The sequence below is a fragment of the Streptomyces sp. NBC_00503 genome (assembly GCF_036346895.1).
Classification (GTDB): Bacteria; Actinomycetota; Actinomycetes; order Streptomycetales; family Streptomycetaceae; genus Streptomyces.
Window position 1 is genome coordinate 5,310,484 of record NZ_CP107855.1, and the last position, 19,143, is coordinate 5,329,626.

At 71.3% G+C, this 19,143-nt stretch carries 16 protein-coding genes and 2 tRNA genes; 14 read left to right on the forward strand and 4 right to left on the reverse strand.

Going from position 1 to position 19,143, the window contains the following annotated elements:
* Positions 1–178: 178 nt before the first annotated feature.
* The 5 genes from OG490_RS24745 (at position 179) to OG490_RS24765 (ending at position 5,434) form a co-directional block, all read left to right on the forward strand.
* Positions 179–1,477 carry a hypothetical protein gene (locus OG490_RS24745; protein WP_330298473.1) on the forward strand — a complete coding sequence of 433 codons (1,299 nt, stop codon included), beginning with the start codon at positions 179–181 and terminating at the stop codon, positions 1,475–1,477.
* 88 nt (positions 1,478–1,565) lie between these two features.
* Positions 1,566–2,162: a M48 metallopeptidase family protein gene (locus OG490_RS24750; protein ID WP_443065871.1), complete on the forward strand. Its 597-nt coding sequence runs from the start codon at positions 1,566–1,568 to the stop codon at positions 2,160–2,162.
* Between the two features lie 136 nt (positions 2,163–2,298).
* Positions 2,299–3,951, forward strand: coding sequence for a TerD family protein (locus OG490_RS24755; protein ID WP_330298475.1), 1,653 nt, complete (start codon positions 2,299–2,301; stop codon positions 3,949–3,951).
* 29 nt (positions 3,952–3,980) lie between these two features.
* Positions 3,981–4,661 (forward strand): AIM24 family protein, encoded by a 681-nt coding sequence (locus OG490_RS24760; protein WP_330301052.1) that lies wholly within the window; start codon positions 3,981–3,983, stop codon positions 4,659–4,661.
* Between the two features lie 17 nt (positions 4,662–4,678).
* Complete coding sequence (locus OG490_RS24765) at positions 4,679–5,434, forward strand: AIM24 family protein (protein ID WP_330298476.1); 756 nt, start codon at positions 4,679–4,681, stop codon at positions 5,432–5,434.
* Positions 5,435–5,507: 73 nt separating this feature from the next.
* Here OG490_RS24765 and OG490_RS24770 read toward each other — a convergent pair whose 3' ends face one another.
* On the reverse strand, positions 5,508–6,038 hold the full coding sequence (locus OG490_RS24770) for an NUDIX hydrolase (RefSeq protein ID WP_330298477.1): 531 nt from the start codon (positions 6,036–6,038) through the stop codon (positions 5,508–5,510).
* On the reverse strand, positions 6,035–7,450 hold the full coding sequence (locus OG490_RS24775) for a zinc-dependent metalloprotease (RefSeq protein ID WP_330298478.1): 1,416 nt from the start codon (positions 7,448–7,450) through the stop codon (positions 6,035–6,037). The genes OG490_RS24770 and OG490_RS24775 overlap by 4 nt, the downstream gene beginning before the upstream one ends.
* Positions 7,451–7,719: 269 nt before the next feature.
* On the opposite strand from OG490_RS24775, the gene OG490_RS24780 reads away from it, so the two are divergent.
* The 4 genes from OG490_RS24780 (at position 7,720) to OG490_RS24795 (ending at position 11,054) form a co-directional block, all read left to right on the forward strand.
* Entirely contained in the window at positions 7,720–8,829 is a 1,110-nt protein-coding gene (locus OG490_RS24780) for an SDR family oxidoreductase (protein WP_330301053.1), read from the forward strand.
* 257 nt (positions 8,830–9,086) lie between these two features.
* Entirely contained in the window at positions 9,087–9,548 is a 462-nt protein-coding gene (locus OG490_RS24785) for a molybdenum cofactor biosynthesis protein MoaE (protein ID WP_330298479.1), read from the forward strand.
* A 130-nt stretch (positions 9,549–9,678) separates the two neighbouring features.
* Positions 9,679–9,885, forward strand: coding sequence for a hypothetical protein (locus OG490_RS24790; RefSeq protein ID WP_330298480.1), 207 nt, complete (start codon positions 9,679–9,681; stop codon positions 9,883–9,885).
* A gap of 80 nt (positions 9,886–9,965) precedes the next feature.
* Positions 9,966–11,054, forward strand: a complete 1,089-nt coding sequence (locus OG490_RS24795) for a YlbL family protein (protein WP_330298481.1) — start codon at positions 9,966–9,968, stop codon at positions 11,052–11,054.
* Positions 11,055–11,109: 55 nt separating this feature from the next.
* Here the strand turns inward: OG490_RS24795 and OG490_RS24800 are convergent, their stop codons facing one another.
* The gene (locus OG490_RS24800) at positions 11,110–11,682 is read right to left on the reverse strand and encodes a PPA1309 family protein (RefSeq protein ID WP_330298482.1); all 573 of its coding nucleotides are present in this window, start codon (positions 11,680–11,682) and stop codon (positions 11,110–11,112) included.
* Positions 11,683–11,830: 148 nt separating this feature from the next.
* Between OG490_RS24800 and OG490_RS24805 the strand changes: the two genes are divergently transcribed.
* The 3 genes from OG490_RS24805 (at position 11,831) to OG490_RS24815 (ending at position 17,010) form a co-directional block, all read left to right on the forward strand.
* Positions 11,831–14,728 carry a UPF0182 family membrane protein gene (locus tag OG490_RS24805; RefSeq protein WP_330301054.1) on the forward strand — a complete coding sequence of 966 codons (2,898 nt, stop codon included), beginning with the start codon at positions 11,831–11,833 and terminating at the stop codon, positions 14,726–14,728.
* A gap of 44 nt (positions 14,729–14,772) precedes the next feature.
* A tRNA-Met gene (locus OG490_RS24810) sits at positions 14,773–14,846 on the forward strand.
* 235 nt (positions 14,847–15,081) lie between these two features.
* Entirely contained in the window at positions 15,082–17,010 is a 1,929-nt protein-coding gene (locus OG490_RS24815; RefSeq protein ID WP_443065872.1) for a tetratricopeptide repeat protein, read from the forward strand.
* Positions 17,011–17,062: 52 nt separating this feature from the next.
* Here OG490_RS24815 and OG490_RS24820 read toward each other — a convergent pair whose 3' ends face one another.
* Positions 17,063–18,274 (reverse strand): NAD(P)/FAD-dependent oxidoreductase, encoded by a 1,212-nt coding sequence (locus tag OG490_RS24820; RefSeq protein WP_330298484.1) that lies wholly within the window; start codon positions 18,272–18,274, stop codon positions 17,063–17,065.
* 107 nt (positions 18,275–18,381) lie between these two features.
* Between OG490_RS24820 and OG490_RS24825 the strand changes: the two genes are divergently transcribed.
* Together OG490_RS24825 and OG490_RS24830 are read left to right on the forward strand one after the other, a co-directional pair.
* The gene (locus OG490_RS24825) at positions 18,382–18,999 is read left to right on the forward strand and encodes a TetR/AcrR family transcriptional regulator (protein WP_330298485.1); all 618 of its coding nucleotides are present in this window, start codon (positions 18,382–18,384) and stop codon (positions 18,997–18,999) included.
* Between the two features lie 47 nt (positions 19,000–19,046).
* Positions 19,047–19,120: transfer RNA gene (locus OG490_RS24830), tRNA-Met, on the forward strand.
* Positions 19,121–19,143 lie beyond the last annotated feature (23 nt).

Here is a 19,143-nt window from a genome sequence, read left to right on the forward strand (position 1 = left end):
TCCATCCATTACTGAGAGTAGGGAAGGTGGGAACCCGGCCGCATTCCCTGTGGATAACCTCGGAGCGCAAATCTCCTGGCCCGGCAGGTGCTGCGCCTGGCACGATCAGCCGCATGACCGAATCCTCTGAACGGAAGGGCGGCCACCGCCCCGTCCGTTGAAGTGGCTGGACGAGGCCGTGTCCGCCGGACACGCCACGACCGCCGCCCACCCCGCCCGTGTAGCGGCCCTCGACGCGGTCCTCGCCGATCGCGCCGGCCCCGCAGCCGTCCGCCTGCTTCAGCTCACACGGTCCGACGACGCGTTCGTACGCCGTGAGGCCATGGAGCTCTTGTCGTCCGCCAGGGGCCGGACCCCTTGGCCCGAGGCCGCCGAGGCCGCGCTCGCTCGACTCGCCGACCCTGATGAAGAGGTACGGCGCAGGGCCGCGTTTCTCGTCGTGCACGCGGGAAGCCGTGACATCGCACTCAGGGCTCTCGGCGAACTCACTGAACCCGTGGTGCGCACCGCCCTCGCCGATCTGCTCGGCGGTTCCGTCGCGCACTTGCGCGCGGACCCCTTGGCCTCCGTCCGTTTCCTTGCCTGCCTGGATGCCCTGCGGCTCGCCACTTTGGAGCAGTGGGCGCAGCTCGACACGGCGCTGCTCGCCGATGCCCTGGAGGCCTCGCGCCACCTGGACGGCGTCGGGTGGCGCTGGGGCCGGGTCCTGTGCGGGATGGGGCGCGAGGATCATGCCTACGCCCTGGTGGCGCGGCTCGTCGCCGATCCCGCCGCCCGGGACATCGGCGCCGGCCTGGCCCGGGAGACGTGCCATAACTTGCGGGCGGCTCCGGTCGTGCTCCTGCCCCTGCTGGTCCGTCACTGCGGAGAGGGGATCAGCCCGGCCATGGCCGAAGCCCTCACCACCGCCTCCATCTCGGAAGCCGCCATGCGCACACACGGCGCGCTGATCGCCGAGCTCCCCTTCACCCCGTATCCCAGGGACCGCCGGCCCTCCGGGAGCCCGCGGCCGTCGTACGACAGTGCCACCGCCGCAGCGGTCCTACAAGCCAAGCCCGTGGGCATCGGGCGACTCCGACATGCCCCTGAGATCTTCGGGGCCCTGCTGGACGCGGGCCCGCTGACCTTCCGGCAGGCAGCCCAGCTGTACGGCCTCACCTTCGAGCGTCCCAGCCGCATGCAGGGGGTGTGCGCTCCGCTGTGGCTGCGACACGCCGGTCCCACGGCTCTTCCCCGCCTTCTCGCACTCATGACCCCGCACCTCGGTGAGTACGGCATCGGCGAGTACTACTCGGAAGGCCTCGCGCGCATGGGCCGTCGAGCGGCGCCCGCGCTGCCGTCGCTGACGGCGCTGATCGACCGACGTACCCGCATACCGGTCAACGATCCCTCGCGGGACGGCGAGATGATGCTGGACGAGGGGATGCTCGCAGCCGCCGTCGATGCCCGCCGTGCGATCCTCGCCGACTGCGGCTAGTTCCGAGCCGGGCAAATCCACAATTCACGAGCAATCACCCCATGAGCCGAACAATTGGGGCCTGCGGGGAGCCGTCCGCGAATCGATCATGTTCGAACCCCGGAGGGGCGGGACTTCCGCAGGGGCGAGCGGGTACCGTCGTGGCGTGTCCGCCGATCCGCCACAGCGCGCCGTCGAAGTCCGCCGGAGCGCGCGCCGCCGCAGGACCGTATCCGCCTACCGCGAGGGTGATCGTACGGTCGTCCTCATCCCTGCCCGGATGTCCGAGGCGGAGGAGCAGCGCTGGGTGGGCGTCATGCTCGACAAACTGGCGGCCCAGGAGAGCAAGCGGACCCTCGGGGACGCGGAACTCACCGAGCGGGCCGAGCGTTTGTCCGAGCAGTACTTCAACGGTCGCGCCCGCCCGCGCTCCGTCCGCTGGGTCACCAACCAGAACACCCGCTGGGGCTCCTGCACTCCGGCCGAAGGCAGCATCCGGCTCTCCCACCGGCTCCAGGGGATGCCGGAGTACGTCGTCGACTACGTGCTGCTGCACGAGCTGGCGCACCTCCTCGTACCCGGCCACGGAGCCGAATTCTGGGAGCTGCTGGAGGAGTACCCGCGTACCGAGAGGGCCCGCGGGTACCTCGAGGGGATCGTGGCCGCCGAGCGCCTGCCGCAGGTGCCGGCCGCCCGCGACGAATAGTCCCCTAATTCCCGCTTGCCCCGGATGGAGCCCACCGTGATATGTACCGGGTCGGTACCGACTTGGCCGGATGTCCGAGGTTGCCGTTAGCCTGAGCGCCACGCATTCACAGTCGGGATGGGGGACGGTCTTAGGTATGGCCAGGGAATTCCAACGCGGTCACAAGGCCAAAATCAGCGATCTCACGGCGGGCACGGACCTGTACGTGGGCGTCCAGATCGCCGGGCCCGGACTCGCGATCGACATCAGCTGTTTCGGCCTCGACGCGAACGAGCAGCTCTCGGACGACCGTTACTTCGTCTTCTTCAACCAGCCGAAGTCGCCGGAAGAGTCCATTCAGCTGCTCGGCGCGCAGTCCGGTGACGCGGAATCCTTCCGGGTGACCCTGGACCGCATTCCGGCGAACATCCACAAGCTCTCCTTCGCCGCCTCGATCGACGGCGCCGGTCAGATGTCGCAGATCGGACCGGGCTACATCCGCATCGTGGCGGGCGGTGAGGAAGTCGTCCGCTACTCCTTCACCGGCTCGGAGTTCAGCACCGAGCGCGCCCTGATGATCGGCGACTTCTACCTCAAGGACGTGTGGCGCTTCGCCGCCGTCGGCCAGGGATTCGACGGCGGGCTCGCAGCCCTGCTCAAGAACTTCGGCGGCGAGGTCGCCGAGGAGGAAGAGCCCGCGCAGCAGGCCCAGGCCCAGGCCCCGGCCCAGGCCCCGGCCCAGTCCGGCGCGCCCGGCTTCGCCCCGCCGCCGCAGGCCGCTGCTCCGGCGCCCGGATTCGGCGCCCCCGCCCAGGCTCCCGCCCCGTACCAGGCTCCGGCCCAGGCCCCCGCGCCGTACCAGGCCCCGGCGCCGGCTCCCGCGCCGTACCAGCAGCCCGTTCACGCGGCCCCCACCATGGCCACGCCCGTGGGCATCCCGCTGGCACCGCCGGCTCCCGCGCCCGCGCCCTACGGCCAGGTCCCGCCGCCCGCCCCGGCCCCCGCGCCGTACGGCCAGCAGCCGCACCCCTCGTACGGCCAGGTCCCCGGCCAGCAGTCGGGGCAGTACCCCGGCCAGCAGCCGCCCCCGTACGGCCAGCAGCCCCCCGGCTACGGCCAGCAGCCCATGCAGGCGGTCCCCGCCGTCGGCGCCGGGCTCGCCGCGGCCCTCCAGCCGTACAAGGAAGCCCCCACGGGCGCCCGCTGGACCCCGCAGAACAAGCAGCTCATGCGGGTGGACCTGTCGATGGGCGGCCAGGCCGTCCTCGCCCGCCAGGGCAGCATGGTCCTCTACCAGGGCAAGGTCGACTTCAGCTACAAGGGTGCGGGCTTCGCCGGCCGCATCGTGGGCAACGCCACCGGCCAGGAGATGCAGCTCATGCGCTGCACCGGCCGCGGCCAGGTGTTCCTCGCCGAGAACGGGACCCACCTGCACGCCATCGAGCTCCAGGGCGACGGCATCTGCGTCTCCGCCGAGTCCGTCCTCGCCTTCGACGAGTCGCTCCAGCACGAGGTGCGCCGCATCGAGGGCCACGGCATCCCCGGCGGCGCGCTGTTCACGATGCTCTTCCAGGGCACCGGCACGGTGATCGTCAAGACGCACGGCACCCCCGTCGTCCTGCCCGTCACCCCGACCACCTTCGCGGACAGCAACGCCATCGTCGCCTGGTCCGCCGCCTCCCAGGTGATCATTTCCAGTCAGGTCCGGCTGCGCCGCAACGCGTACCCCGGCCACAGCGGGGAGACCGTGAACCTCCAGTTCCGCGGCGCCCCCGGAAACTTCATCGTCGTCCAGCCGTACGAGGTCTGAGGGAGCCCCACATGAATGCGATGAACTCGATGAACCAGCAGCTCGCGGGCTACGCCCCGACCCCCGTCACGGCCCGCATGGAGAACCACGGTTCGGCCATGCTCAAGGTCGCCATGCAGAGCGGCCAGGACCTCTTCGCCCGCACCGGGTCGATGGTCGCCTACGAGGGCTTCGTGCAGTACGAGCCCAACCCGCCGGCCCTGCGCCAGATGGCCTCGCAGTGGCTCACGGGCGAAGGCGCGCCGCTGATGAAGTGCACCGGCGACGGCCTGCTCTACCTCGCCGACTACGGCGCGAACGTCGTCTGCATCAACCTCAACAACGACGCCCTCTCGGTCAACGGCACCAACCTGCTGGCCTTCGACGCCCAACTCCAGTGGGGCGTCGAGCGGGTCAAGGGCATGGCCAAATTCGCCGGCCAGGGCCTGTTCAACGTGCAGGTCTCCGGCACCGGCTGGGTCGCCGTCACCTCCCGGGGAACCCCGATCGTGGTCGAGTGCGGCCGCGGCGAGGACGAGACGTACGTCGACCCCGACGCGCTCGTCGCCTGGTCCCCGAACCTCAAGGTCAAGGGGAAGAGCAGCTTCAAGGCCTCGTCGCTGATCGGCCGGGGCAGCGGGGAGGCCTACCAGATGGCCTTCTCCGGCCAGGGCATCGTCGTCGTACAGCCCAGCGAGGACAGCACCGACCGGCTCCGGGCCCGGGGCTGAGGGGGAGAAGACACATCATGCAGAGCTCACTTTTCGCCCACGCCGAGGCGCAGTCCCAGGAGCGGTACGCCGTCCAGAACCCGCAGCTGCTGCGGGTCTCCCTGAGCGGCTCCGACGACGTCCTCGCCCGCAAGGGCGCCATGGTCGCCTACCAGGGGATCATCGACTTCGACGGCGAGTACCAGAACACCACCCAGCGCGGCGCCCGCGCCCGCACCGGTGAGGGCCTGGACCTGATGCGCTGCTCGGGTCAGGGCACGGTCTACCTGGCCAACCTCGCCCAGTACGTGCACGTGGTGGACGTGGACCAGGACGGCCTCACGGTCGACAGCAGCTACGTACTGGCCCTCGACTCGACCCTGCACACCGAGGTCATCGCCGTGGACAGCCAGTACGGGGTCTCCGGCACCGGCAAGTACCAGCTCAACATCACCGGTCGCGGAAAGGTCGCGCTGATGACCTCCGGGCAGCCGCTGATGATGCAGGTCACGCCCGACAAGTACGTCAACGCCGACGCGGACGCCATCGTCGCCTGGTCCACCTCGCTGCGCGTGCAGATGCAGGCCCAGACGCACTCCAGCGGGGTGTGGCGCCGGCGCGGCAACACCGGAGAGGGCTGGGAGCTCAGCTTCCTCGGCACCGGGTTCGCCCTGGTCCAGCCCAGCGAGGTGCTCCCGCCGCAGAATGCCACCATCGGGCAGGGCGCGGCCGCGCAGTTCGGCATGGGCCAGCACGGCGCCCACGCGCAGAACCAGAACAACGCCTGGAACTGATCCCGCCACGGGAACGGACGAGGGGCGGCTCCGCGGACCACCGCGGAGCCGCCCCTTCTGTCGTCCGGCCGACTCAGCCCGAAAGCCGCGCCAAGGTCGCCTCCAGCAGCCGCACCACCGAGGTGTCGGCCACCGCCGCCACCTCCGCGTACGGGAACCAGCGCAGGTCCAGCGACTCGTCACTGATCGCTTCGACCGCCTCGGCGGGCGCCAGCGCCGCGTACTGCACGTCCAGGTGCCAGTTGCACGGCGCCGGGATCGGATGCCGGTCGAGCCGCACCGGTCCGCCCGCCAGCAGCGTCAGCCCGTGGGCGATGCCCGACTCCTCCACGGCCTCGCGCAGGGCGACTCCCGCGAGCGTCGCGTCGCCCGTCTCGCAGTGGCCGCCCATCTGCAGCCACATGCCCAGCTTCTTGTGCAGGGTCAGCAGTACGCGGCCGCGCGCCGGGTCGATCACCAGGGCGCTGCCGGTGACGTGCCCGGCCTGGCAGGGCTTGTAGACCCCGTCCGGGTGGGCCGCCAGGTGTTCCAGATACAGGTCGCGCAGGTCGGGCTGGTCCTCATACGTCTTCAGGACCAGCACCGCGTCTTCGTGCAGGCTCACTTCTTGTCGTCGCCGTCCTGCTCGCGCTTCTCAGCGGCCTCGCCGAGCATCTTGTCGATCTCGGAGAAGTCCAGCTGCTCCCGGTGCACGAACCCGTCCGGGTCGTCCAGGTCCGAGGCGGTCGGCAGCATGTCCGGGTGCTCCCACAGCCCGTCGCGCCCGTCCACACCGCGGGCGTCGGTGAGCGAGGCCCACAGCCGGGAGGCGTCGCGCAGTCGGCGCGGCCGCAGCTCCAGCCCGATCAGGGTCGCGAAGGTCTGCTCCGCCGGGCCGCCCGAGGCGCGCCGCCGGCGCATGGTCTCGCGCATGGCGTCCGCCGAGGTCAGCCGGGGCGAGGCCGCCTCGTGCACGACCGCGTCCACCCAGCCCTCGACCAGCGCGAGCGCCGTCTCCAGGCGGGCCAGCGCGGCCTTCTGCTCCGGGGTGTCCTGCGGCTGGAACATGCCGCCCTGGAGGGCCTCCTGCAGCTGCTCCGGGTTCGACGGGTCGAGCTGGCCGACCACGTCCTCCAGCTTCGAGGTGTCGATCTTGATGCCCCGCGCATAGCCCTCGACCGCGCCGAAGAGGTGCGAGCGCAGCCACGGCACGTGCGCGAAGAGGCGCGCGTGGGCGGCCTCGCGCAGCGCCAGGTACAGCCGGACCTCGTCCGAGGAGACGCCCAGGTCCTTGCCGAAGCCCTCGATGTTCAACGGGAGCAGCGCGGCCTTGCCGGCCGGGCCCAGCGGGAGGCCGATATCGGTGGAGCCGACGACCTCGCCCGCGAGGGTGCCCACGGCCTGCCCGATCTGCTGGCCGAACATGGCCCCGCCCATGGAGCGCATCATGCCGAGCAGCGGGCCCGCCATGGCCTGCATCTCCTCGGGCAGTACGCCGCCCATGGCCGCGCCGACGCGCTCGGCGACCGGGTCCACGAGCTCCTTCCACACCGGGAGGGTCTCCTCGACCCACTCGGCACGGCTCCATGCGACGGCCGTCGCGGCGCCGGAGGGCAGCGAGGTGACCCCGTCGAGCCAGTGGTCGGCGAGGCGCATGGCCTCCTCCACCGCCGACTTCTCGGCGAGGCCGACGCTGGCGTCCTTCACCCCGTCCGAGGTGCCCTGGGCCACGGTCTGGCGGGCGATGTCCTTGGCCATGTCCCAGTTGACCGGGCCGCCCTCGTAGCTCAGCATCTGGCCGAGCTGCTGGAAGGCGGCACCGAGGTCGTTCGGGTTCATCGAGCCGAACATCGCGGCGAAGGGGTTGTCGGCGCCGCCCTGACCGCCGGCGCCTCCCGGCAGTCCGCCGGGCATGCCCGATCCGAACCCGAACGGATTCGGGCCGCTCTGACCGCCCTCATTGCCCTTCTTCTTGCCTTCGTCGCCGTTCGTAGGCTCCTCGGGCGGAAGACCGAATCCGAATGGGGTGTCGCTCACGGGTTTCCTCGGCTCGTAGGGCCGCCGGTGGGTGCCGGCGGGCAATGGAATCGACAACACCACCCAGCGTAGACACCAGACCCGCTTCCGGGCTCGGTGCTCCGCCGACTCCTGGGCTGCGGCAGGATGGACATCACCTGGTAGGTACGCGTCACGGCGCGTCTCCTACTGAAGACAACCGCTGGAGACGCCTGGTGAGTTCCCCAGATCCGCACGCTTTGGACAAGAACGGCTCGGAAAAGCCCGGTCGCGCGCCGCAGGACGCCGAAATCCGCCCTGAGCCCGGTGACAGCGCCCAGGGCGTTCGCCAGCCGCGTAACCCGGCCGTCCGAGGACCCGTGATCGCCGTGACCGGCGCCGCGTCGGGAGTGGGCGCGGCCCTGGTGGCCAGACTGGCCGCGTCCGACGAGGTCAAGCAGGTCGTCGCGATCGACGAGCGGCGCGGGGAGTGCACGGCCGCGCAGTGGCACCTCCTGGACGTGCGCGACCCCGCGATCGCGGAGAAGCTGCGCGGCGCGGACGTCGTGGTGCACCTGGCGCTCGACCTGGACCTGGAGACGGACCCGGCGGCCCGTACGGCGTACAACGTGCGGGGGACCCAGACCGTCCTCACCGCCGCCGCGGCGGCCGGGGTGCACCGGGTCGTGCTCTGCACTTCGGCGATGGTCTACGGGGCCCTGCCCGACAACGACATCCCGCTCTCCGAGGACGCCGAGCTGCGGGCCACCGCCGAGGCGACCGGGGTCGGGGACCTGCTGGAGATCGAGCGGCTCGGCCGCCGTGCACCGCGTGCGCACCCCGGCCTCAACGTCACCGTGGTCCGCCCGGCGGTGCTGGTCGGCGGCACGGACACGGCGCTGACCCGGTACTTCGAGTCCCCGCGCCTGCTGGTGGTGACCGGCTCCCGCCCGACCTGGCAGTTCTGCCACGTGGAGGACCTGGTCAGCGCCCTGGAGTACGCGGCGCTGGAGAAGGTCGAGGGCGAGCTGGCCGTCGGCTGCGAGGGCTGGCTGGAGCAGGAGGAGGTCGAGGAGCTCAGCGGCATCCGCCGCATGGAGCTCCCGTCGGCCGTGGCCCTCGGCGCGGCGGCCCGGCTGCACCGGATCGGCCTGACACCGTCCCCGGCCGGGGACCTCGCGTACACGATGCACCCGTGGGTGGTCAGCATCAGCGCGCTGCACGCGGCGGGCTGGCGGCCGCGCTGGACCAATGAGGAGGTGCTGGCGGAGCTCCTCCAGGAGGTCGCCGGACGGCACACGGTCGCGGGCCGCAGGCTGGGGCGCAAGGACGCCACGGCCGCCGGTGCCGCGGGCGCGACGGTGGCTCTGCTGGGCGCTGCCGCGGCGATTCGCGCCGCCCGTCGGCGTCGGGGGATCTGACCCCGGCGGGGTCGGGCTGCCGTCCCGGTGCGGCGCCGTTGCCGGGGGCGCTGCCCCCGGGCCCCCGCGCCTCAAACGCCGGCGGGGCTGAAAGATCGCCTCAAACGCCGGCGGGGCTGGATTTTGCTGGCGGGGCTGGAGGGCAGACGCCGGAGAAGCTGGTGCGCGGCCTTCTGTAGGAGGCTCCCAAGCGCGCGGGCGCCGCCCTGGTGAAACGGCTATTCCGCCGGGCTGGCGGGCTAGGGCACGATGGAGGTATGGCACCGCACTTCGACCACCCCGGCGAGCAGGCCGCATCGGACCCGATCCGGCTCCTCGAAATCCGTGAGACCCCGCTCTCGATCGACGAGGTCTTCCAGGCCGTCGGCGACGACGCGACGGGCGGCACCACGCTCTTCGTCGGCACCGTGCGCAACCACGACGGCGGGTCGGACGTCGATCAGCTCGGCTACTCCTGCCACCCCTCGGCGGAGGCGGAGATGCGCCGCGTCGCCGAGCGCGTCGTGGCGAAGTACCCGGTCCGCGCCCTCGCCGCCGTCCACCGCATCGGCGACCTGGCCGTCGGCGACCTCGCGGTCGTCGTCGCCGTCTCCTGCCCGCACCGCGGCGAGGCCTTCGAGGCCTGCCGGATGCTGATCGACGACCTCAAGCACGAGGTCCCGATCTGGAAGCACCAGACCTTCGCGGACGGCACGGAGGAGTGGGTCGGCGCCTGCTGAGGCGGCGACGTCCGGCGGGCCGGACGCACCCGTTCGGACGCGCAACACGCCCTCGATTTGCGTAACCCCCTCCCGGGCACCAGCGTTGAAGCCACCAACAACAAGTAATTCGGGGTAGGGAGGCACGCCCATGGCGTCACTGGCGTGGTTGCTGATTCCGCTGTTCGCCGCGGTCGGAGCGGCGATATGGGGCAGCTGGGCGGCACGCGACCGTACATCAGGTGACATATCCGAACTCGCGGGCTACGCGAGATTCCGTGAAGCGATGGGCAAGGCCGAACAGACCCGGCCGACGGCGGACGCGCACTGGAAGAAGGACACGGTCGACACCGTCTGAGGCGCGCCCCACGTAAGGACCGGCCCCGTACGGACCGGCCCCGGGGGCCGCGCGCGAGGGCCGTCCCGTACTGTCGATCCATGCCACGCCGCACTGCGACGATGCTCGCTTCCACCCTCATGCTCTTCGCCCTGCTCTGCGCAGGGGTGTTCATGAAGGTCCCGTACTCCGAGATGAGTCCGGGACCGACCGTGAACACGCTCGGGGACTCGCACGGCGAGCCCGTCCTGAACATCTCGGGGCACAAGACGTACCCGACCACCGGGCACCTGAACATGACGACGGTCCGCGTCACCGGCGCGGACTACGACATGAACCTGCTCGAGGCGGTCTACGGCTGGGCGGCCGGCGACAACATCGTCGTCCCGCACGAGAACCTGTACCCGGACGGCAAGACGGACCAGGAGTCCACGCAGGAGAACGCCGAGGAGTTCAGCCAGTCGCAGGAGAGCGCCAAGGTGGCCGCCCTCAAGCAGATCGGCATCCCGGTCGCTTCCCGCGTGGTCGTCTCCTCGGTGGTCAAGGGCAGCCCCTCCGAGGGCAAGCTGCACGCCGGTGACGTGATCAAGAGCGTGGACGGCGCGCCCGTCACGGCCCCCGAGGACGTGGCCAAGCTCGTCACCAAGCACAAGCCCGGGGAGCCGGTCGAGTTCCTCATCGTGCCCACGGCGGAAGCCGCCGAGGCCGAGAAGGCGAACCGCGAGCCCACCGCCACCACGAAGATCACGGTCGTCGCGGGCAAGGCGGGCCCCGAGGGCCGTGCCGTCGTCGGCATCCGGGCCGGTACCGACCACACCTTCCCGTTCACGATCGACATCAAGCTCGCCGACGTCGGCGGCCCGAGCGCGGGCCTGATGTTCTCGCTGGGCATCGTCGACAAGCTCACCCCGGAGAACCTGACCGGCGGCAAGTTCATCGCCGGCACCGGAACCATCGACGACGCGGGCAAGGTCGGCCCGATCGGCGGCATCCAGATGAAGACCATCGGCGCCCGGCAGGCCGGCGCCGAGTACTTCCTGACGCCCGCCGACAACTGTGCCTCCGCCCTGACCAACGTGCCCGACGGGCTGAAGCTGGTGAAGGTCGCCACCATCGACGACGCGGTGAAGGCGCTGCAGAAGATCAGCAAGGGGGACACGGCCGGGCTGCCGCAGTGCACCAAGCCCTGACCGTGTCCGGGCGGCCCGCACCGGGCCGCCCACCTGCCGATCCGGAAACGACGGCCTAGTCGAGGAAGGTCGCGGCCAGTGCCTCGGCGAGCCCGGGGACCAGGGTCGCGCCCGTGAGCACCTCGTTGGACGAGTCCTTCTCGCGCAGCCGTACGGCGGACTCGCGCGAGCCGTCGCGCAGGACGCCCACGGTCAGCCGCACCTCCTGGCGCTCCGGGTGACCGGCGACCCACTTGGCGAGCTGCTTGTCGGTGAGCCCCTCCGGTACGGAGGACTCCGCCGACGGCGGCAGCATCAGCCGCTCCACGGTCAGCGCGCAGCCGAGGATCGACGGGGGCCAGGCGATGGTTCCCAGGAACTTGTCGAGCGGGGTCCCGGCCGGGACCTCGTCCTGCTCGATCGGGGTGAGCTGGTTCTTGCCGGTGTCGTCCTGGTCGAGGCCGAGCTGGCGGGCGACTCCCGGGGCCTCCTTGCGCAGCCTGGCCGTGTCGACCAGGGCGAAGAGCCGGGCGGGCTTGTCCCAGCCGAGGGTGGAGGCGTACTCGTCGATCTCGAGGACGGCACGGGTCAGCGGGGTGGCGGCCATCGGAGTGCCGGGGGACGGCGAAAGGTTGGACATGGGCAACATCCTGCCTCCTTTCCACCGGATACCGGGAACTGACTAAAGCCCCAGTAAGTTGCATGAGAGGGCCCTACGATCGGGGGCCCATGCTTTGAAGAAATTTCAGCATCAATTACACACAGCGACTTTCGAGGTGCGCACCTTGGCTTTCCAGATGCCGGACCGCGGCGGAGGCCCTTCCGGGCCACGGATGAGAGTCGGCCGCCCGTCCCGGCGCGCCCGGACTCTTCTGATGACTTTGGGCGTCCTGGCCGTCCTGGCCATGGCGTTCATCATGTTCGCGGGCTTCTGGACGGACTGGCTCTGGTTCCGCTCCGTGAAGTACTCCACCGTCTTCACCACCACGCTGTGGACCAAGGTCGGCCTCTTCGCCGTCTTCGGCCTGCTGATGGCCGGTGCCGTCGGGCTGAACGTCTGGCTGGCCCACCGGCTGCGCCCGCCGCTCAGCGCGATGTCGATGGAGCAGCAGAGCCTCGACCGGTACCGGATGAGCGTCGCGCCGTACCGCGTGTGGCTGCTGCTGGGCATCTCGGCGCTCGTCGGACTGATCGCGGGCGCCTCGGCGGCCGGCCAGTGGAAGACCTGGCTGATGTACGTGAACGGGGTGTCCTTCGGACAGAAGGACCCCCAGTTCAACCTGGACGTGTCGTTCTACACCTTCGACCTGCCCTGGTACCGCTTCCTGCTCGGCTTCGGCTTCGCCGCCGTCGTGCTCTCGGTGATCGCCGCGGCCGTCGTGCACTACCTCTACGGCGGACTGCGCGTCACGAGCCCGGGTGCGCGGGCCACCGCCGCGGCGACCGGGCACCTGTCGGTGCTGCTCGGCCTCTTCGTCACGCTCAAGGCGGTCGCCTACTGGCTCGACCGGTACGGCCTCGCGGTGAAGTCCAGCGACTTCAAGGCCGCGGACAACTGGACCGGCCTGCGCTACGTCGACGCCAACGCCTACCTCCCGGCCAAGACGATCCTGGTCGCCATCGCGGCGATCTGCGCGCTGCTCTTCTTCGCGACGCTCTGGCGCCGCACCTGGCAGCTGCCCGTCATCGGCTTCGGCCTGATGGTGCTCTCGGCGATCCTGATCGGCGGGCTGTATCCGGCGATCGTGCAGAAGTTCCAGGTCCAGCCGAACGAGCAGGCCAAGGAATCCCCGTACGTCGAGAAGAACATCAAGGCGACGCGCGACGCCTACGGGGTCGCCGACGCGGAGGTCTCGGACTACGCGGGCGTCCCGGCCGAGGGGACCGACAAGCAGCAGCTGCGCAAGGCGGCCGACACGACCGCCAGCATCCGGCTCCTCGACCCGAACATCGTCTCCCCGGCCTTCCAGCAGCTCCAGCAGGTCAAGGGCTACTACGCGTTCCCGTCCACGCTCGCCGTGGACCGGTACAACGGCCAGGACACGGTCATCGGTCTGCGCGAGCTGAACATCGGCGGCATCCCGAAGAACAACTGGATCAACGACCACTTCAAGTACACGCACGGCTACGGCGTGGTCGCGGCCAAGGGCACCACCGTCGGTGACCAGGGCGCCCCCGACTTCACCCAGTCCGACCTGCCCTCCAAGGGGATGTTCGGCACGGACTTCGAGCAGCGCGTCTACTACGGCGAGCAGACGAAGCAGTACTCGATCGTCGGCGGACCGCAGAAGGAGCTCGACTACTCGGACGACCTCAAGGGCGAGAAGGAGACGAGCTACAAGGGCGACTCCGGCGTCAATCTCGACAACCCGGTCAACCGTGCCGCGTACGCGCTCGCCTTCAGCGAGCCGCAGATCCTGTACTCGGGAGCCATCGGCGAGGGCTCGCGGATCCTGTACAACCGCACGCCCAAGGAGCGCGTCGAGGCAGTCGCTCCGTGGCTGACCATCGACGGAGCCCCGTACCCGGCGGTCATCGACGGCCGGATCAAGTGGATCGTCGACGCGTACACCACGACCAACGGCTACCCCTACGCCTCGCGCACCACGCTGGGCGAGAGCACCCACGACTCGCTGACCAACAACCAGCGCGCGGTGGTGGCCCAGGAGAACCAGGTCAACTACATCCGCAACTCGGTGAAGGCCACCGTGGACGCCTACGACGGCACGGTCAGCCTGTACCAGTGGGACACCCAGGACCCGGTCCTCAAGACCTGGATGAAGGCGTTCCCCGGCACGGTCAAGGCCAAGAGCGAGATCTCCAAGACGCTCATGGACCACATCCGCTACCCGCAGGACCTCTTCAAGGTCCAGCGCGAGCTGCTGACCCGGTACCACGTCACCGACCCGCAGACCTTCCTCAGCGGCAGCGAGGCCTGGGCCGTCCCGGACGACCCGACGAACAAGCCCGGTACGGCGGTTCCGCCGTACTACCTGTCGATGAAGATGCCGGGCCAGAAGGAGAAGGACCAGGTCTTCTCGCTCACCACGACGCTCACGCCGAACGAGCGGGACAACCTGAGCGCCTTCATGGCGGTCAACGCCGATCCGAGCACCCCGGACTACGGCAAGATCAGAATCCTGAAGCTGCCGACCAGCAAGCCGGTCGACGGCCCCAAGCAGGTGCAGAGCAAGTTCCAGTCGGAGCCGAAGATCGCCGAGTCCATCCGCCTGCTGCGCGGTGGCGACTCCGAGGTCGAGTACGGCAACCTGCTCGCGGTGCCGCTCGACGGCGGCATGCTCTACGCGGAGCCGGTGTACGTCCGCAGCTCCGGGCTGAAGTACCCGCTGCTGCGCAAGGTGCTCGTGACCTACGGCGGCCAGACCGCCTTCGAGGACACGCTGGAGAAGGCGTTGAACGTGGTGTTCGGGGCCGAGGCTCCGACCACGCCGGTCAACCCGACCAATCCGACGACCCCGCCCGGTGACGGCACCACCACGCCGCCGGTCAACCAGGACCCGACGGTCAAGGCTGCTCTCGGCGACGCGCAGAAGGCGCTCGAGGAGGCCGACAAGGCGCTGAAGGCCGGCGACTGGACGGCGTACGGCAAGGCCCAGGGCGACCTGCAGGCCGCGCTGAAGCGGGCGATCGACGCGGAGGCGAAGCTGAAGGCGCCCACCCCGCCGACCGGATAGCGGTCAAGGCTCCACCCCGCGTCGTGCTACTGTGGTTTTACCGACGCGGGGTGGAGCAGCTCGGTAGCTCGCTGGGCTCATAACCCAGAGGTCGCAGGTTCAAATCCTGTCCCCGCTACTGAAGACGAAGGCCCGGATCCGATGGATCCGGGCCTTCGTCATGCCCGGGGTGGATGTACGACGGGGCGTGTGGTGAACACGTGGCGGACACGGGGTCGCTGGGGTGGGTGAGTTGGGGTCCGAGCGTGTTTGACTTATCTCTCTGTGGGCATGTCGACAAAACGCTGTAGTGACCTCACGGGCTGCGACATACCAGGTGTACGCGGGTAGCAGGTGATGCGACGATGGGATTTATGGGGGACAGGTCAACTCTGCTGGAGACAGGGCGGTTTGTGAGGGCGGAAGCCGAATCGGGTGCGGAGTCCGATGGGGCGGCTCAGGCTGTTGACGCGAGGACTGCGATGACCACGCAGACACCGCGGACCACGGCGGCCGCGGCTGCCGCGCCGATCACGCCTGCCCTGCCGATCACACGGCAGGTTCCGGCCGACGACGTCTTCGACGACGAGGCCTTCGCGCTGACCGACGCCGCCAGCGACGCCGAGCTGGAGGCCCGCCACCGGGTCGCCGCCGACAAGGGGGACCCGGGCGCGATGAGCGTGCTCGGGGCGCTCCTGCTGCGCCGCGGCGACCTGACCGGAGCCGAGCCGTACCTGCGCGGGGCCACCGCGGAAGGCGACCGCGCGGCCGCCAACAACCTCGGCGTGCTCCTGCACCAGCGCGGCTACCCCGAAGAGGCCGCCGGCTGGTGGCGCGTGGCCGCCGTGGCCGGATCCGCTCCGGCCGCACACGCCCTGGGCCGCCACTACCGCGAGCGCGGGGACGAGCCCGCGGCCGAGTACTGGATGCGCCAGGCAGCGGAATCCGGCCACGCCCTCGGTGCGTACGGACTCGCGGACCTGCTGGAGCACCGCGGGGACAAGGGCGTCGAGCGGTGGTTCCGCGCCGCGGCGGAGCAGGGGCACCGCGAGGCCGCGTACCGGCTGGCCCGACACCTGAGGAAGGGCGACCCGGCCGAGGCCGAGCAGTGGTACCGGCAGGCCGCCGCGCGCGGCCACCGGCGCGCGGGGCTCCACCTGGGCACCCTGCTGGAGGCGCGCGGCGAGCTCAAGGAGGCCGGGCGCTGGTACCTGACCTCCGCCAAGCAGGGCGAGCCGCGGGCCGCGTGCGCGCTCGGCTTCCTGCTGCGCGACGCCGGAGACGAGGAGAACGCGGCGACCTGGTGGCTGCGGGCCGCCCAGGACGGCGACGGCAACGCGGCGAACGCACTGGGCGCGCTGCACGCCGCCCGGGGCGAGACCCAGACCGCGGAGAAGTGGTACCGGGCCGCGATGGACGCGGGCGACCAGAACGGCGCGTACAACCTCGCGCTGCTGTGCGCCGCGCAGGAGCGGACCGCGCAGGCGGAGCAGTGGTACCGGCGCGCGGCCTACGCGGGACACCGCGAGGCGGCCAACGCGCTGGCCATCCTGCTGCTCCAGGGCGGGGACGCGGCGGGCGCGGAGCCGTGGTTCTCCAAGGCGGCCGAGGCGGGCAGCGTGGACGCCGCCTTCAACCTCGGGATCCTGTTCGCCAGCCGGGACGAGGACCGCACGGCCCTGAAGTGGTACGAGCGGGCCGCGTCGGCGGGACACACCGACGCCGCGCTCCAGGTCGGCATCGCGCTGGTCCGCGACGGCGAGGACCGGGCCGCGGAACGGCACCTGCGCTGCGCGGCGGGCGGCGGCAGCGCGGAGGCCTGCTTCCGGCTGGCCGCACTGCTGGAATCGCTGGCTCCGCCGCCGGAGCCGGTGGCGCTGGGCGAGCCGGTCGGCGGAGCCGCGCGGACCGAGAGCGAGGAGTGGTACGAGCGGGCGGCGGAGCTGGGGCACCGGCGCGCCCAGGTCCGGGTCGGCATGCTGGCCGCCGCCCGGGGCGAGCTGGGCGCCGCCGCGCGCTGGTACCGGGAGGCGGCGGAGGCCGGCTCCCGCAACGGGGCCTTCAACCTGGGGCTGTTGCTGGCGCGCGAGGGCAACGAGCCGGAGGCGGCGCTGTGGTGGACCCGCGCCGCGGTGGCCGGCCACGGCCGGGCCGCGCTGCGGCTGGGCCTGCTCGCGGCCCGGCAGGGTGATCTGACGGAGGGGCAGAAGTGGTGCGTGCGGGCCATGGAGCTGGGCCCGGCGGAGGTCTCGGAGCGGGCGGCCCGACTGCGCGAAGCCCTGGCGGAGGAACTGTCCGCCTAGCTATCCGCGTAGACCCCCGCCCCGGTCCCGGCCCCTGCCTCCGCCCCGGGCCTCAGGCCCCGGCCGAGCCGGATCCGCCGGGGCCGTACGGGGCCTGCGTGTACAGCCAGGACGTGGCGCGCGGGTAGGCGTAGCGGAAGAAGAACGGCATCAAGAGGTCGTTCGCGCGGCGTTGGAGGGGGCCCGGGGTCTTGGCTCCGCGGTTGGCGGCGGCGGCCTTGGCCATGCGGGTGACGCGGGAGCGGCGCAGGCGGTCGTAGGCGGTCAGGGCCGAGGCGATCGAGGGGGCCGAGGCCACGCAGTCGGCCAGGGCCGCCGCGTCCTCCAGGGCCATGGAGGCCCCCTGCCCCGCGCCCACCGGGTGGGCCGCGTCGCCGATCAGGACCGTGCGGGCGTCGTGCCAGACGGGCACCTCGGCCAGCTTGTGCATCAGCGTCGGCCGCTCGAACCCCGTGGCGGCGGCCAGCAGGGCCGCGGGCGCACCGGAGGTCGCGTACAGCTCGCGCAGCAGCGGCAGGTCCACCTCCGCCAGGTCGGGCGGCTGCGGCGAGGCCACCTGGGCCGACCACCAGATCGTGCCGTCCGGAGCCGGGATCCAGGCGAAGGCGCCTTTTCGGGCGACCATCATGTGGAAGGCGTCCCCGGTCGGGAGGGCGTCCCCGGTCGGGAGGGCGCGCCCGGTCGGGAGGGCGGGGCTCCGGGAGCCGCCGACCCTCCCCGAGACGCTGTACAGGCCCGCGTACTCGGGGTGCGGGGCCCCGGGGTCGAGGGCCGCGCGGGTGGCCGACCAGAGCCCGTCCGCGGCCACCACCAGGTCCGCGTCCACGGAGTCCGCCGTCATCCGGCGGCCCGTCTCGATGCGGACCCCCGCCCGGAGCGCCTCGGCCCGCAGAACCTCCACCAGCCGGCTCCGCCGCAGGGTCGTGCTGTGCAGGGCCTCCGAGGCGGGGCGGCCGCGGGGGACCCGGCCGAGGAGTTTGCCGGAGGCCGACCACAGGCACTGGTCCGGGACCGGGAATCCGGCCGCCTGGACCTGGGCGAGGAGTCCCAGCTCCTCCAGCACGCGCAGGCCGTTGACCGCCAGGCTCAGGAACGAGCCCACCGGCCCGGCCGGGTCCTCGTACGCCTCGTAGACCGTGACCTCGGCGCCCGTGCGGCGGCGCAGCGCGATCGCGCCGGCCGTTCCGGCCACGCCGCCCCCGATGACCGCTGCCCGCAGGGCTCCACCGCTGTCGCTGTCGCTGCCGTTCACGTTTCGGCTCATGGACCGGTCCTCCGACTGAATCAACATTCACTGAATCTGTATTCAGTGAAACCGGGTTCAGTATGCTGAGGGCTCCGAGGCGGCGTCAAGAGGAGAAGAGGCAGGGCGTGGGAGTGCGCAAGGAGCGGGCGGCCGGGACCGGGGCGGCGCTCAAGGAGGCCGCGCGGGCGCTCTTCCTGGAGCGCGGCTACGCGCAGACGAAGATCACCGACATCACCAAGGCGGCCGGCCGCTCCACCGGGTCCTTCTACGAGCACTTCGCCGGCAAGGACGAGCTGCTGCAGGCGCTGCTGGCCGACATGGGGGACCAGGTCGACACGGAGATCGGGGCCGGCGCGGGACATCCCCGCGAGCACGACCTCGCCGACCGCGCGCAGCTGCGTACGCACGTCGCGGTCACCTGGAACGCCTTCCGGGAGCACCTGCCCGTGGTCGTGGCCCTGCTCCAGCGGTCGATGACCGAGCCGCCCGCCGAGGGCGGGGCGTGGGAACGGCTCACGCGGGAGACCGGGCCGCTGCGGGAGCACCTGGAGTACATGCGCGAGCGCGGGCGCAGGCTCCCCGGGGATCCGCTGCTGGTGGCCGCCGCCATGGGGGGCATGATCTCGACGCTCGGGTACGCCGCGATGACGGCCGGGGTCGAGCTCGACGACGACGAGGTGGTCGACACCCTCACCGAGCTGCTCCTGCACGGCCTGAGCGGGCCCGGCGAACCGCCCCGTTAACCGATTTGCATCTGCCGGGTGGCGTCCCGTAAAGTCAGGTTTACCGACGCGGGGTGGAGCAGCTCGGTAGCTCGCTGGGCTCATAACCCAGAGGTCGCAGGTTCAAATCCTGTCCCCGCTACTGAAGGCTCGAAGGCCCGGATC

Coding starts and splice junctions, on each gene's coding strand:
- OG490_RS24815 (WP_443065872.1), top strand. CDS start 15,082: ATGGGGGACAGGTCAACTCTGCTGGAGACAGGGCGGTTTGTGAGGGCG.
- OG490_RS24800 (WP_330298482.1), bottom strand. CDS start 11,682: ATGTTGCCCATGTCCAACCTTTCGCCGTCCCCCGGCACTCCGATGGCC.
- OG490_RS24765 (WP_330298476.1), top strand. CDS start 4,679: ATGCAGAGCTCACTTTTCGCCCACGCCGAGGCGCAGTCCCAGGAGCGG.
- OG490_RS24790 (WP_330298480.1), top strand. CDS start 9,679: ATGGCGTCACTGGCGTGGTTGCTGATTCCGCTGTTCGCCGCGGTCGGA.
- OG490_RS24795 (WP_330298481.1), top strand. CDS start 9,966: ATGCCACGCCGCACTGCGACGATGCTCGCTTCCACCCTCATGCTCTTC.
- OG490_RS24785 (WP_330298479.1), top strand. CDS start 9,087: ATGGCACCGCACTTCGACCACCCCGGCGAGCAGGCCGCATCGGACCCG.
- OG490_RS24820 (WP_330298484.1), bottom strand. CDS start 18,274: ATGAGCCGAAACGTGAACGGCAGCGACAGCGACAGCGGTGGAGCCCTG.
- OG490_RS24755 (WP_330298475.1), top strand. CDS start 2,299: ATGGCCAGGGAATTCCAACGCGGTCACAAGGCCAAAATCAGCGATCTC.
- OG490_RS24805 (WP_330301054.1), top strand. CDS start 11,831: ATGCCGGACCGCGGCGGAGGCCCTTCCGGGCCACGGATGAGAGTCGGC.
- OG490_RS24760 (WP_330301052.1), top strand. CDS start 3,981: ATGAACCAGCAGCTCGCGGGCTACGCCCCGACCCCCGTCACGGCCCGC.
- OG490_RS24750 (WP_443065871.1), top strand. CDS start 1,566: ATGTTCGAACCCCGGAGGGGCGGGACTTCCGCAGGGGCGAGCGGGTAC.